Here is a 12,732-nt window from a genome sequence, read left to right on the forward strand (position 1 = left end):
AAAATTATATACTTTCTTATCTTTCAAAAAAACAGCCGCATTTCTGCGACTGTTTGAGAGGTTAGATTATAGTAAGTTAAATTTTCCTTTTTTCATAACAAGTGGTGCTCCACCAATCATGTATAAAGCACGGTTGTCGATGATTTTTTTCATGATGGAAGCTTTTGTACCTGTAATCTTACGGCCCATTACATCTCCAATCGCATCGTGCTCACCCAGTGAACATACAGAACCTTTTAACTGAGGAACGAATGCATGTGTATCTTCGTTCTTCATAAGTGCAATAAGGTTTTGTGCAATTGTTTCTGCCTGTTGCATCGCAATTTGTGCTGTTGGTGGGTATGGACGGTTCACTTCTTCGTTGATCATAAGTGCGCAATCTCCAACGATGAATACGTCTGGGAAGCCAGGTGCACGCATGTCTTTTTCAACTTTGACACGAGCACGCATGTTTTCGATACCAGAAGTTTCGATTAAACGGTTTCCGCGAACACCTGCAGCCCAAACAACTGTACCAGCTTTAACGAAATCAAATGACTCTTCACCCGTTTTGATTTTTACACCTTCAGGAGTTGCTTGCACAACTGGAGTTCCAATTGAGAATTCAATTCCTTTAGACTCTAAGTGACGCACTGCATAGTCCACTAATTCTGGATCAAATCCAGGAAGAACCATTGGCGCAGCCTCTACACAAAGAACGCGTACTTTTTCTTGTGGTACATCAAATTCTTTGCAAAGCTCTGGAACACGGTTTCCTAGCTCACCTAAGAATTCGATTCCTGTGAAACCAGCTCCGCCTACAACGATTGTCAAACGGCTGTCGTCTTTTACTTCGTCTTGAGACCACATAGCGAATTGGTATTCGATGTGCTCACGAATTTGACGCGCTGCTCCAACGTTTGCAATAGAAAGTGCATATTTATCAAGACCTTCGATACCGAATGTCTCGCCTTCAAAGCCAAGTCCAATGACTAAGTAGTCATATGTGTGCTCGCCTTTATCTGTTGTTACTTTGCGTGCATTAACGTCGATGCCTGTTACTGCTGCTTGAACGAATTGTACTCTGTCGCCATTTAGTACGCTTTTGATGTCATAACGTACATCTTCAGGAGATAGCGTTCCAGCTGCCGCCTCGTGTAACCAAGTCGACTCATAGTGATAATCATTTTTGTTAATCAATGTGATATCTGCATCATTTGCATTTAATTTTTTTTGTAAATTTACGGCAGTTGAAAGTCCGCCATAGCCTGCGCCTAGAATGAGAATCTTCGCTCTTTTCATGGTACCGCTACCACCTCTTAGTTATATTTTCACTTATTTGCCCCTTGACGGGTGCAAACACTTACTTTCTATATTAGCCCTTTTAGAATAGAAGTTCAATGAATACTTGTATCGAATGAAACGTTTTCAATTATGCAAAAACTCATAGAAAAATAACATATGCTTAAAAACAAAAAGAAAGCTTCTCCTAATCGAGAAACTTCCTTAAATAGAGTGTAGGGTGATCAGGGGAAGCGTTCCGCGGGCGCGGGCTGAGCCAAGGTCTCAGCTTCCGCTTTTTTATCCCGCTGGAGTCACCCCTGATCACTTTTATGTCTTGTATGTTAACCAAGCCAGTAATACTTAGATTAACAGTTTTCAGGTGTTCCTTGTTTTGTAGCTGTGCGGAATGAAGAGCCACATCCGCAGTTTGCAATAGCATTCGGGTTATCGATGGTGAAGCCGCCACCCATGAGCGATTGCTTATAATCAATCTTCGTTCCTTGTAAAATGCCCGCGTCTTCTTCCGCTACAACGATTTGAATATCGTGTTGGTTATCTTCGCGATCATCTGCTGCTTTTTCGTGTGTGAAACTCATTCCGTAAGAGAGGCCACTGCATCCCCCACCGTTAACGGATACACGTAGAAAAGCACCTTGTTCTTCGTTATGTTCCATCATTTCTTTGATGCGGAATGCTGCTGCTTCTGTAATATCGACTACATGTGTCATCATTCGTTCCCACCTTCCCTTGAATTAAACGAAAAAGACAAGGCCTGCGCCTTGTCTCGGTGTGTTACTTAAAATACTTGTTCAACTTCTACTACACCTGGTACTTCTTCGAGTAGGGCGCGCTCGATACCAGCTTTTAATGTGATTGTTGAACTTGGGCATGTCCCACAAGCACCGAGGAGACGCAATTTCACGATACCGTCTTCAACATCTACTAATTCACAATCTCCACCGTCTCGGAGTAAGAATGGGCGTAATTTATCGAGTACTTCTTGAACTTGTTCATTCATCGTATCAGTCATTTCTTTCGACTCCTTTCACTATCCCTATTATAATTGGATAGAACAAAAAAATCCAATAAAGAAATTGGGGTTGGGGAGAATGAAAGAAATTACGTTAACGGTGTATGGCGCAGATGTCATCTGTGCGAGCTGTGTAAATGCACCTTCGTCAAAAGATACGTATGAATGGTTGGAAGCTGCGATTGCTCGTAAGTTTGATGGGCACAAGATTCAGTTCCGCTATGTAGATATTGAAAAAACGTCGGAGCGAGACGTGGATGCGGAGTACATTGAGCAGATTCAAAACGATGAATTGTTTTACCCACTTGTGACGATCGAAGATGAAGTCATTGGTGAAGGCTACATCCAGTTAAAGCCTGTGTATTCAGCTTTAGAGCAGCATGGGTACGTGACGGCTGAGTAAGTGTGATGGGATGTAATAAGTTTGTGGTGGCTGAGCTTGTTTTATGGGCTCAGTTTTTGTTTTTATGGGGGCTGAGCGGTCGTTCATCGGATGAATGGGGGATTTGTTCTACACTAACCCTGATTTGTTCTACCCAGATCGCAATTTATTCTACCGAAGTCGTTTTATGGAAACTAATTTAGCTTCCCAGGGAAGACTTCATAAAAAAACCAAGAAACGTTGCATACACAACGTCCCTTGGCCTAATCAACCATTATGCTTTTTGTAGTACCAAAGCAGACCGGATTTCATCAGACGCGCGATGCGGCCTGTTACGGACATGTCTGCAAGATATGCGAAACCTTGTTTCTTCCCTAGGGATCCCATAAATCCTTTTAACTTGATATCTGGGAGCTTTGCAGGAAGCGTGTCGCCGTTCCATTTTGCTTTCAAAACGTTCACGATTTGTTCCGCTTGTTCTTCTGCTAGTTGAGCGCTCGGCGCGAATGGTAGTGACGCACAGTCTCCTACAATATACACGTGCTCATCTAGTGGTAGATGATGATGTGGAGATAAGATAACGCGACCCGACGAATCTTTTTCACCCGGTAATGCACGTACTGGCGCAACTGGTTGAATACCGGCTGTCCAAACAACGGCATCGACTGGAATTGTTTCATCGTGGTTGTGCAGCATCTTCTCTTCCACTTTCGTGATGTTCGAGTTGCTGATGACTTCTACATCGTTTTCGTCGAACCATTTCTTTACGTAATTACTTAGACGTTCTGGGAAATCGCGAAGAATACGCGGACTGCGATCAAACAATTTGATGCGTAGATCCGGACGAGACTCACGAAGCTCTGAAGCCAATTCAATTCCACTTAAACCTGCTCCGACGATTCCAACTACTGAATTAGAAGGAAGGTCACCAAGAACGTTGTACGTCTGGCGAGACTTGCCGATTGTTTGAATACTCATCGTGTATTCAGCAGCTCCTGGTACGCCGTGGTATTTGTCTTCACAACCTAGGCCGACGACTAAATCGTCATACTTTACAGCTTCTCCGCCTTCAAGCAACACTTCTTTGTTTTCCGTGTCGATCTCAACAACTTCCCCGTGCTTGATGTTCAGCTTCTCACTAATTGGAAACGATACACGCACCGCGTGATCTGATACCGTTCCTGCTGCTAGTGCATAAAATTCTGTTTTTAAGCTATGAAAAGATGTGCGGTCGATCAATGTGATTTTTACATCGGACGGAAGATTATTCGGAAGCAAGCGCAATAAAATACGCATATTTCCATATCCGCCTCCAAGCAGTACTAATTTTTGCATATGAAAACTCCTCTGCATGCATTGTCAGTTTAAGTATAATGGATTGTGAGACATTTCACAATAAGACGCAGGAATTGACGCGTTTGAAAAAATGCAGTAGCATCAACTTGTAGCGAGGTGATATCGATGAATCCCATGGTGGAGTTTTGTATTAGTAATATTGTAAACGGTGCTCAAGAGGCGTTTGAAACGCTTGAAAAGGACCCCAATTTAGATGTTCTTGAATATGGCTGTACAAGTAATTGTACAATCTGTGCGGACACATTATTTGCAGTAGTTAACGGGGACATCATTCGTGGCGAAACACCTCAGGAACTGATAGACAATATCTATACCTATATAGAAGAAAATCCATTATTTTAAACAACAAATCAGTAGCATCTCTTGACGACTGTCTCGAGGGCTACTGATTTTTTTATGCCAATAAATCGGTCATCTTATCAACAAATTGTGTTATCTTCATACCTTGCTCACGGATAGTTTCCGGACGGTCCACTCCGGAATTGACGTGAATCGTCGCAATTCCGAAATCAACACCTGCTAGTAAATCTGTCTTCATGTTATCACCAATCAGCACCATCTCTTCACGAGCAGCACCCTTCGCCTTCTGAATCAACTCCAGCATAATGGGTGACGGTTTCCCACAAAAGATAGCGTTAGTCTCTGTCGAATATTCGACCAATCGCACAAACGCACCATTTCCCGGAAGAAATCCTTGGTGTGACGGGAAAGCATGATCTGGATTCGTCGCAATGAGCGTAGCACCGGCTCGGACTTCAAGACAAGCTTGAGCGAGTTTATCATATGTGATACCTCGGTCAATTCCCATCACGACAGCATCTGCATTCCGCTCCGTCAACTGCAGACCAGCAGCAGTCAACTCATCGCGAAGTGCGTCCGTACCAATAACATACACACTCGCCTCCGGAAAATCACGTTTGACGAAATGAGCAGCAGCCATTCCCGACGTGTAAATCTGACGCTCGGTTGTTTCGACGCCGAACCCTCTAAGTTTTTCTTTAATCTCAGTTCGTGTCATAGACGCATTATTTGTAATATAAAACGGCTCAATCCCTTTTTGCTGCATCGCACGAATGAACGTGACCGCTTCTGGAATCGGCTCAGCGCCTTTATAGACCGTTCCATCTAGATCAAGACAGACAATTTTATAATTGAACATTCGAGTCCTCCGGTAAAAATGCCGAAACAGGGCCAAGTTCATTCACTAAATACTTTCTGACGTGGTTAGGAAATTCGACGAGTGTCCCGAGCTGTCGATCTAAAACAGCTGTCACTTCTTCTGCATTCACTGCAAAATAGTCGCGCACTACATTTTTACGAAGGGCAACGATTTCTTTCAATCCCTTTTCCATATCAGCAGGTACAACTTTTTCATCTACTAAAATGTCGATGATGTCGTCGTAACTACCTGGGTCGCGCATGATGAAGCCGTCAATCATTGCATTTCCAATATCGAGGACTGATTCGATGGAAGAGCTTGCAATACGCTCCAGAATCAATTGGCTTTCTGGGTAACTAGACCATTGGTGTTTGTTTTGATAGACTGCAACCAACTCTTCAAGGTGAGTGGCAATGAATTCAATCCGTTTCCGGTCGACAAAATACATAAGCAGTTCCTCCTGTTTGAATACGTTTCACCTCTATAGTACCATAGGATTGACAAGAACTTGAGGTGAACAGCATGGAACGTTTTTATTTATATGACGATGTCGAAGATACAAAGACTCGCTTTGTGAGTTTTACAGGAGAAACGCAGCGTTACGATTTAGCAATTCTGCAGAGCACACGCTTTTTCGGGAAAGTTTTAGTAATGGATATCCAATTCAACCGGATGGCTATTATCGGCGCGGATGATGTGGAAGAAGAAGGCTATCTGGAGCACGCATTTAACCGAAATCCAGAGGAAGCAGAGGAGCTTCGCGAGTATTTGCGGGAACTTCTGAATTAAGTTTTTAGATGTGGAGAACGCCACCTTACATTCGTATGAAATGATTTAGATTCATCTTACAAGGATTGCTTTCAAGATCAAAATACGAATGAAAAGGAATGGGGCCGCTCAAATTCGAGCGGCCCCATCGCGATTCTTCTTAATTTCTCAAGTTCTTACTAGTAAGGGCTTGGGACTTCTGCATTTAACGCCCGAGTGATGCCCATTAGCGACCGAGAGCACTCATTTAACGACCATAGTTTGTTCATTAGCGACCGAAACTCTCTGATTAACGCCCCTAATGATGTTATGGAAACTAAACACCCGGATCTTCAAGAAATTACTCCCGCAACAATACGAGGTCCTCATCTGGTAATCCAATTGTAATCGAGTCCCCTACTCGCAAGGCTTGTGCATCCGGGGTTAGTTTACGTACTGTGAGTTCATACCCTTCCACCTCAACCACCGCTTCTATGTATCCCTTGTGATGCACGACCTCTTTTACCAAGCCCTGTAAAGATCCCTTCAACGAAATCGCTTCTGAAGGTATCGCCCACTGGTACTTTCCACTTTCAATCGATATAGTAGCTGCATATGTTCCAAATGGCGTCACGATGCTGTCCTGTTCGAATTTTACCGGAATAAAGTTTTTATAGCCTAAAAACTTTGCCACTGCTAAAGTAGCTGGAGACCTATACAGCGTTTGAGGATCCGCCACTTGCACGACTTCACCTGTTTGCATGAGCGCAATCCGGTCCGACAGATAAAAAGCTTCTTCTTGATCATGCGTGACACAAATTGTCGTGACACCCGTTTGCTGATGAACAGTTTTGACCAATTGTTGCATCTCGACTTTCAGTAAAGGATCTAATGCGCTAAAAGGTTCATCCAGTAAGAGTAAAGTCGGCTCAATGACCAAAGCTCGAGCCAATGAGACGCGTTGTTGTTGGCCGCCTGACAACTCGTATGGATATCGCTTTCCATACCCTCCCAATCCAACTTCTGCAAGCACTTCTTCAGCCTTCTTCAATCGTTCTTTCTTCGCCACTTTTCGCATCCGAAGGCCAAATGCTACATTCTCTGCAATCGTCATATGTGGAAACAAATGAGGTTGTTGGAACATCATCGCAAACTGCCTATTCTCAGAAGGAACCGATGTTAGTTCTTTCCCTTGTTGATAGACCTCACCATCATCTGGTGCAATAAGTCCCGCTACGAGTTTTAACAAAGTCGTTTTTCCACATCCGGACGGACCTAAAAGCGTCAAAAATTCTCCAGATTGAATCGATAATGAAACTGGAGCTAGCGTAAAGTCCTCCCCGTACGATTTGGAGAGACCTTTGATTTCAAATCCACTCATGACAGCCCTCCTTTTCTAGTTGCATAATACGAGCGAAGTCCACCATCCAAAACTAGTACGAGGCCCAATGCCACAGTAGAAAATACCAGTGTATAAGCAGCTCCAATTGCTGGATCCCCTCCGTTTAAGAATGGAACGAAAAGAATGGGTAATGTAATGACCTGCCCTGCGCCAATCAGTAGCGTTACACTATATTGACTCAGAGAAATCAGCATACTTAAAATAATGCCTGCCGTTAACCCAGGAATTAAGTGAGGCAAGATAACGTGATAAAAGCGTTGTGCTTTCGTTGCACCAAGCATTTTAGCAGCATCTTCTGCTTCTTCATTCATCGTCTGAAAACTGATCATGGCTGCACGAATGACATAAGGCATAGACGGTGCAAGATGTACGAGGATGACCCCTATCACGGTCTCCGTCAATCCAAGTCGTAAAAACGTCAAATGGATGCCCATGACCGCTGCAAGCGCTGGTACAAAAATGGGTGCGAGGAGTACAGCTTCAATGCCACTTTGAAAGCGCAATTTCTTTCGTGTTAATGCATACGCCGCTGGTATTCCCACAATCAAGTTGATGATTGTCACACAAAATGCAATCCACAAACTCAGGAAGATGGCTGAAAGCGTCCGTGCAGATGGAGAGAAAACACTTTCCCAGGCACGTAAATTAATCCCGTCCGGAATAATCGTCGGAAATCGCCACACTCCCCCGAAACTTGCGATGAGAGCTGGCACGAACGGTAAGGCAAAGATCAACCCGATTAAAAGTAAATAGACGGTCGAACGACGCATCACTCCCACCCCCGTTCATAGCTCTTCCGGTAAAAGCGATACGCAACTAGCCCTACAACAAGTGCAACCGTGGTCAATAACCACATAATGACGAGTGCTTCAGAACGGTCTGCAAAACTACCACTTGTGTACAGTTGGAAAGCATAGACTGGAAGTGTGGATGGGTACGTTACTCCTAATAGATACGGTACTTCAAATGAAGAGAGTGTATAAATAAAGACAATCAAACTAGCCGTGATGACCGCTGGCCGAATTGCAGGTAAGAGAACATGCCAAATATAGTGAGTAGTTGTAGCTCCGTATACTTTTGCTGCATCCAACCAATTGTCGTGGATTCGAGCAAGTACCGGATACACAAGTAAGGCGATGAACGGTGCTTCTTTCCAGCTATAGGTCAAAATCATTCCCAGCCCGAATCGGTCATTTACAGCAACAGGAAATTCTGAAGGAGCATCAATCCATCCAAAGGCATAGGCAAAGCGTGCAAGCAAACCACTTTGAGAGAGTACTAAAATCATGAAATAACCCGCCGCGAGATGAGGGATTGTCAATGGAAGTTGAAAAAGACGGAGCAGCCACCGTGCACTGGTCCGCCTAGCCATGAAATAAAGTGCAAGCGCTGCTCCAACTCCAAGAACTGTTGCACTGATTGTCGACAAAATCGCGACTCGGATTGTTAGAACGAGTGAGTCTCTAAAAAGCGGACTCGTCACGACGTCTTGATACGATTGGAGTGAAAATGTTAAATTCCCGACAACAGGAAAATAGCCAAAGCTCTTGAATAAGCCATCGATCAATCCGCCAAAAAATAATACACCTGTCAGCACAAGTGCTGGCAGTACAAGTAAATAGTCTTTAGTTCTGTGCCACATTCTCCAACCAGCCTTCCTCAATCCATTCGACATAGATGGATGGGATTTCTGCTATACGCTTTGATTCAAGCTCTTCAATGGATAAAGAGGCTTCCCCTAAATCAATTGCTGTAAAGACCTGTTGTTGTTCATCCGAAAGCTTAGAAAGATCAAGTACAGGAAGGTCTCCCCAGTTTGCAGGGTCTAGTTTCGCAGCTTGCGCTTCAACAGATAACAATTCATTGATCACTACGGCTGCTCCGAGTGGATTTTCTGCATTAAACGGGATGGCTAAATAATGGGTGTTCGACAACGTACCTCCATCAAAAATAAAAGTGCGCGTCGAGTCTGGGAATCGTCCGTTTTGTACTTCGGCAGCTGCTTTGATTGGATCATAAGCCATTGTATATGCGACTTCTCCATTCGTATAGAGTTGATCAAGACGGGCTAAACTCTCAGGATACGTATCTCCTGCTCGCCATAAATAAGGCTCTATCGCATTTAAATACTCCCATACCGGCTTCATGATTGTGTCAAACTCATCACGCTCCAGTGGCTCATCTGATGTGAATTGTTCCGTCCCTACAATTTCCTCTAGTGCATGGCGAACAAAAGCGCCTCCTGTGAAATCTGGAAGAGCAGGGTATGTAAATTGACCAGGATTGTCTTGGACCCACTGAGCGAGTTTATCAAAAGAAGTAGGCACATTGATAACATCTTCTGAGTTATACGTCATCACAAATTGTGCAGTCCCCCATGGAGCTTGCAAGTTGTCGACGGGAATGCCAAAATCCTCTGCAATTTGCGGCGCTTGTTGATCCACAAGTTCTGCTACGTTTGGCAGTTTATCCGCAAACGGTTGATTGAGCAAGTCGTTGTCCTTTGCATTTCTAAAATTCTCTCCGTTAATCCACATAATATCTATACTGCCCGTTTCTTTACCTGCTGTTTTTTCATCTAGTAGCTGCGTCAATATTTCTTGTGTGTCATTCACTGGTACACGGTTAAGAGAAATGTCGTACTGTTCTTCTAGTCTCGGTTTGACCCATTCATCAAAGTAGCTATTGATCGAATCACTACCTCCCCACATATAGAGGTTTACAGTCGTTCCTTGTGCCGCTTCGGTCAACTCACTCCATTGTTGTGAAAAGTCCGCTACTGGTGCTGCCTGTTCATTACTACATGCCCCAAGAACAAGTAGGAGCATACTAGAAGCGAGCATCCATTTTTTCTTCATCTTAGTCCCCCATCTGTTCTTTTTGTTGAAGTTTCTTTCGTACAATCAAACTGATCACTGTAAATAAAACGACTACTGTTAAAGCAGCTACAATAACACGCCAATCTCCTGCTATCAAACTTCCACCCAGAAAATTGTAAGCCACTGTTCCAGGAAACATCCCGATGACTGTGGCAAGAATGAAAGAAAGCCATTTGACTCGTGCCAAACCGGCCACATAACTTACGACATCAAAGTTTAAAAATGGTACTAATCGAAACCATACTACATAAATAAAACCGTTCTCTTCCATCTGCCGTTTCGCTTTTTGCAAACGATCAATAGGTGCTGAAGAGTTCCATAACTTACTAAGTCTCTCAGCCATTACATACCCTACAACTGCGCTTAAAGTAGCTCCAATTAGAGTATAAAGCGTTCCAAACCAAGCGCCAAACAAAACACCGCCTGTCAATGTGAGAACGGACGCGGGAAAGAAAACGAGTGGACGAAGTGCATAGATCACAATGTAGACTACAGGTGCCCATGGACCAAGTGATTCAATCCACGTCTTGATTCCTTCAGCAGACAGAGCTGGAAGAGAGTTGACAATATACGCTAGTAGAACAAATAGCAGACTACTGGCGATCGCAAGTTTTTTCTTGCGTGTCATTTGGTCTGTTCCAAGTAAAGTGCACGAATTTTTTCATAGCGCTTTCGGTTCACACCGCCGTCAGAATAGCCAATGCGCGAGCCTGAACGCACGTGAATAACATCTTCTCCTTCACGAATCGCAAACTCAAGATCATCTTTGAATTTCATCAATTTTGTAGTTGCGACTGCATGGATATAGCGTGGTTCATGTGTCATGACTTCAATTGATTCCATCTCATCGAGTACCTCTAAAAGGTGCTTGATTGATTCACCTTCGGATCCTACAAACGGCAATGGCTCCACATAAGCAGACTGTTTATCCGTTTGAGAAGAGACGGCATTTGGAGTCATCGGAAGCTCTCGTAGATTCCCATTTTCTGCTCCTAAATCACGCGGTTGCGTCCACATTTTCATCATTCCTCCTGTAACTAAAATTCCGGTCAGTAGTACGCCGACTTTCCATTTCATATTACTCACTCTCCTTGTCACGCCATTTTGTCACTTGCTTGACAATTGGTTTGTTGAGGAGATTATCGACATAGATTTTCTTCCCGAGCTTCACGAGTATTTCACTATACGTTGGATACGGATGAATCACGCTAGAAAGTTTGCCCATATTAATTTCTAGCATTTTTAATGTTTGGATATGGCTAATAATCTCACCTGCTCGGTCACCTACAGCACTCGCCCCTAGAATCATCCCTTTTTTGTCGAGTATGACTTTTAATTCGCCCATATAATCCGGCTTTGTTTTCGCCCGGTCAAGCTCATCATAGGAATGCGTATACACTCGAATCGAATCACCGTGCTTATCACGAGCTTGTTTTTCTGTCAGTCCAGAGTGTCCGATTTCAGGGTCTGTATACGTACACCACGTAACATGCGAATAGTCCATTTTTCGACGAATCGGTAAAATCGCATCTTGTGCAGCTGTGATCCCTTGGGCATTCGCCATGTGGGATAGTTGATACGGTCCAACAACGTCTCCGATTGCATAGACGCCTTTTGCTGTAGTCTCCATATGCTGATCCACTTTGATTCGTTTCTTGCTGTACCCTACACCAGTCTTTTCTAGGCCGTATCCTTCTAATGTTGCTTGACGACCGAGTGCCACGAGGATTTTGTCTGCCGTCAAATCAAATTGCTTTCCATCCTTTTCGACAGTCAGGTGAATCTTTCCTCCCTGTTGTTTAACCGATTTGGCTTCTGTACCCGTATGAATGTGTACACCTTCTGATTCCAAGCGGTCTTGCACTAGTTTCGCATGCTGCTCTTCGTCGTTTCCGAGGATACGAGGTCCTTTCTCCACTAGTTGGACTTCTGTTCCTAGTCGAGCAATGGCTTGAGCCATCTCGGAACCAATCGGGCCGCCCCCTAAAATAAGGAGACTTTTTGGGAATGTTTGTTGTTGAAACAAGTTTTCATTCGTCAAGTAGTCGATATCCTTAAGTCCTTCAATTGGAGGGATCAATGGTTTCGATCCAGTGGCAATGATGACTTTTTTTGCTCCGATCACTTCACCATTCACTTCAATACGATGTGCATCTAAAAATGTTGCTTTCCCCTGAATGAATTCAATTCCCGATTTTGCAAGGACTTCTGGCGACTCATTTTGATAAACGTCCTCCATGACCTGACGCACTTCTTCTAAAATCTTTTCTGTGTCTGGAGCAAAGTCAGGTACATATTTCCGCACATGATAAATTTCTTTCGCACGATTGATCAGTGCTTTAGAAGGAATACAACCCGACCAGGTACATTCTCCACCTGGTTTATTTTTATCGATCATAATGACTTTTTTTGAAAATCCGGCACCTGTGAAGGCTGCCGTTAATCCCGCTGCTCCAGCCCCGAGTATTAGGATATCTGTTTGTTTTGACATCTATGTACCACCTCTCTTGTCTA

General features: G+C 43.8%; 16 protein-coding genes. 3 read left to right on the forward strand and 13 right to left on the reverse strand.

The window, feature by feature from the left end; all coding sequences use genetic code 11:
• Nucleotides 1-66 precede the first annotated feature (66 nt).
• From AB5N96_RS08380 to AB5N96_RS08390, 3 genes are all read right to left on the reverse strand, one after another.
• On the reverse strand, nt 67-1,281 hold the full coding sequence (locus AB5N96_RS08380) for an NAD(P)/FAD-dependent oxidoreductase (RefSeq protein ID WP_204591646.1): 1,215 nt from the start codon (nt 1,279-1,281) through the stop codon (nt 67-69).
• Nucleotides 1,282-1,628: 347 nt separating this feature from the next.
• The gene (locus tag AB5N96_RS08385) at nt 1,629-1,991 is read right to left on the reverse strand and encodes a HesB/IscA family protein (RefSeq protein WP_499705305.1); all 363 of its coding nucleotides are present in this window, start codon (nt 1,989-1,991) and stop codon (nt 1,629-1,631) included.
• A 68-nt stretch (nt 1,992-2,059) separates the two neighbouring features.
• The gene (locus tag AB5N96_RS08390) at nt 2,060-2,293 is read right to left on the reverse strand and encodes a NifU family protein (RefSeq protein ID WP_100353777.1); all 234 of its coding nucleotides are present in this window, start codon (nt 2,291-2,293) and stop codon (nt 2,060-2,062) included.
• Nucleotides 2,294-2,372: 79 nt separating this feature from the next.
• On the opposite strand from AB5N96_RS08390, the gene AB5N96_RS08395 reads away from it, so the two are divergent.
• Nucleotides 2,373-2,696, forward strand: coding sequence for a YuzD family protein (locus tag AB5N96_RS08395; RefSeq protein WP_392454189.1), 324 nt, complete (start codon nt 2,373-2,375; stop codon nt 2,694-2,696).
• 246 nt (nt 2,697-2,942) lie between these two features.
• Here the strand turns inward: AB5N96_RS08395 and AB5N96_RS08400 are convergent, their stop codons facing one another.
• Nucleotides 2,943-4,010, reverse strand: coding sequence for an NAD(P)/FAD-dependent oxidoreductase (locus AB5N96_RS08400; RefSeq protein WP_499705241.1), 1,068 nt, complete (start codon nt 4,008-4,010; stop codon nt 2,943-2,945).
• A gap of 126 nt (nt 4,011-4,136) precedes the next feature.
• On the opposite strand from AB5N96_RS08400, the gene AB5N96_RS08405 reads away from it, so the two are divergent.
• Nucleotides 4,137-4,373 carry a YuzB family protein gene (locus AB5N96_RS08405; RefSeq protein WP_499705242.1) on the forward strand — a complete coding sequence of 79 codons (237 nt, stop codon included), beginning with the start codon at nt 4,137-4,139 and terminating at the stop codon, nt 4,371-4,373.
• Nucleotides 4,374-4,425: 52 nt separating this feature from the next.
• On the opposite strand, the gene AB5N96_RS08410 is transcribed toward AB5N96_RS08405, so the two are convergent.
• Both AB5N96_RS08410 and AB5N96_RS08415 read right to left on the reverse strand, forming a co-directional pair.
• A complete protein-coding gene (locus AB5N96_RS08410) occupies nt 4,426-5,190 on the reverse strand; it encodes an HAD-IIA family hydrolase (RefSeq protein ID WP_499705243.1) in 765 nt (254 codons plus the stop codon).
• A complete protein-coding gene (locus AB5N96_RS08415; RefSeq protein ID WP_204591602.1) occupies nt 5,177-5,638 on the reverse strand; it encodes a DUF86 domain-containing protein in 462 nt (153 codons plus the stop codon). The genes AB5N96_RS08410 and AB5N96_RS08415 overlap by 14 nt, the downstream gene beginning before the upstream one ends.
• Nucleotides 5,639-5,712: 74 nt before the next feature.
• Here AB5N96_RS08415 and AB5N96_RS08420 point away from each other — a divergent pair, with 74 nt between their 5' ends.
• Nucleotides 5,713-5,979 carry a DUF3055 domain-containing protein gene (locus AB5N96_RS08420; protein WP_204591598.1) on the forward strand — a complete coding sequence of 89 codons (267 nt, stop codon included), beginning with the start codon at nt 5,713-5,715 and terminating at the stop codon, nt 5,977-5,979.
• 319 nt (nt 5,980-6,298) lie between these two features.
• On the opposite strand, the gene AB5N96_RS08425 is transcribed toward AB5N96_RS08420, so the two are convergent.
• Genes AB5N96_RS08425 through AB5N96_RS08455 form a run of 7 tightly spaced genes read right to left on the reverse strand, consistent with a single transcriptional unit; the run spans nt 6,299 to nt 12,709 of the window.
• The gene (locus tag AB5N96_RS08425; protein WP_499705244.1) at nt 6,299-7,318 is read right to left on the reverse strand and encodes an ABC transporter ATP-binding protein; all 1,020 of its coding nucleotides are present in this window, start codon (nt 7,316-7,318) and stop codon (nt 6,299-6,301) included.
• Complete coding sequence (locus AB5N96_RS08430) at nt 7,315-8,109, reverse strand: ABC transporter permease (protein WP_499705245.1); 795 nt, start codon at nt 8,107-8,109, stop codon at nt 7,315-7,317. Before AB5N96_RS08430 ends, AB5N96_RS08425 begins: the two co-directional genes overlap by 4 nt.
• The gene (locus tag AB5N96_RS08435; protein ID WP_499705246.1) at nt 8,109-8,981 is read right to left on the reverse strand and encodes an ABC transporter permease; all 873 of its coding nucleotides are present in this window, start codon (nt 8,979-8,981) and stop codon (nt 8,109-8,111) included. Before AB5N96_RS08435 ends, AB5N96_RS08430 begins: the two co-directional genes overlap by 1 nt.
• Entirely contained in the window at nt 8,965-10,197 is a 1,233-nt protein-coding gene (locus tag AB5N96_RS08440; protein ID WP_499705247.1) for an ABC transporter substrate-binding protein, read from the reverse strand. Before AB5N96_RS08440 ends, AB5N96_RS08435 begins: the two co-directional genes overlap by 17 nt.
• A 1-nt stretch (nt 10,198) precedes the next feature.
• Entirely contained in the window at nt 10,199-10,846 is a 648-nt protein-coding gene (locus AB5N96_RS08445) for a TVP38/TMEM64 family protein (protein ID WP_499705248.1), read from the reverse strand.
• Nucleotides 10,843-11,295, reverse strand: a complete 453-nt coding sequence (locus tag AB5N96_RS08450; protein ID WP_499705249.1) for a DUF1499 domain-containing protein — start codon at nt 11,293-11,295, stop codon at nt 10,843-10,845. The genes AB5N96_RS08445 and AB5N96_RS08450 overlap by 4 nt, the downstream gene beginning before the upstream one ends.
• Before the next feature lies 1 nt (nt 11,296).
• Complete coding sequence (locus AB5N96_RS08455) at nt 11,297-12,709, reverse strand: dihydrolipoyl dehydrogenase family protein (RefSeq protein WP_499705250.1); 1,413 nt, start codon at nt 12,707-12,709, stop codon at nt 11,297-11,299.
• Nucleotides 12,710-12,732: the final 23 nt, after the last annotated feature.

This window comes from Chryseomicrobium imtechense (genome assembly GCF_041475995.1).
Taxonomy (GTDB): domain Bacteria; phylum Bacillota; class Bacilli; order Bacillales_A; family Planococcaceae; genus Chryseomicrobium; species Chryseomicrobium aureum.

Coding starts and splice junctions, on each gene's coding strand:
- AB5N96_RS08420 (WP_204591598.1), top strand. CDS start 5,713: ATGGAACGTTTTTATTTATATGACGATGTCGAAGATACAAAGACTCGC.
- AB5N96_RS08415 (WP_204591602.1), bottom strand. CDS start 5,638: ATGTATTTTGTCGACCGGAAACGGATTGAATTCATTGCCACTCACCTT.
- AB5N96_RS08385 (WP_499705305.1), bottom strand. CDS start 1,991: ATGACACATGTAGTCGATATTACAGAAGCAGCAGCATTCCGCATCAAA.
- AB5N96_RS08410 (WP_499705243.1), bottom strand. CDS start 5,190: ATGTTCAATTATAAAATTGTCTGTCTTGATCTAGATGGAACGGTCTAT.
- AB5N96_RS08425 (WP_499705244.1), bottom strand. CDS start 7,318: ATGAGTGGATTTGAAATCAAAGGTCTCTCCAAATCGTACGGGGAGGAC.
- AB5N96_RS08390 (WP_100353777.1), bottom strand. CDS start 2,293: ATGACTGATACGATGAATGAACAAGTTCAAGAAGTACTCGATAAATTA.
- AB5N96_RS08440 (WP_499705247.1), bottom strand. CDS start 10,197: ATGAAGAAAAAATGGATGCTCGCTTCTAGTATGCTCCTACTTGTTCTT.
- AB5N96_RS08400 (WP_499705241.1), bottom strand. CDS start 4,010: ATGCAAAAATTAGTACTGCTTGGAGGCGGATATGGAAATATGCGTATT.
- AB5N96_RS08445 (WP_499705248.1), bottom strand. CDS start 10,846: ATGACACGCAAGAAAAAACTTGCGATCGCCAGTAGTCTGCTATTTGTT.
- AB5N96_RS08405 (WP_499705242.1), top strand. CDS start 4,137: ATGAATCCCATGGTGGAGTTTTGTATTAGTAATATTGTAAACGGTGCT.
- AB5N96_RS08435 (WP_499705246.1), bottom strand. CDS start 8,981: ATGTGGCACAGAACTAAAGACTATTTACTTGTACTGCCAGCACTTGTG.
- AB5N96_RS08455 (WP_499705250.1), bottom strand. CDS start 12,709: ATGTCAAAACAAACAGATATCCTAATACTCGGGGCTGGAGCAGCGGGA.
- AB5N96_RS08430 (WP_499705245.1), bottom strand. CDS start 8,109: ATGCGTCGTTCGACCGTCTATTTACTTTTAATCGGGTTGATCTTTGCC.
- AB5N96_RS08380 (WP_204591646.1), bottom strand. CDS start 1,281: ATGAAAAGAGCGAAGATTCTCATTCTAGGCGCAGGCTATGGCGGACTT.
- AB5N96_RS08450 (WP_499705249.1), bottom strand. CDS start 11,295: ATGAAATGGAAAGTCGGCGTACTACTGACCGGAATTTTAGTTACAGGA.
- AB5N96_RS08395 (WP_392454189.1), top strand. CDS start 2,373: ATGAAAGAAATTACGTTAACGGTGTATGGCGCAGATGTCATCTGTGCG.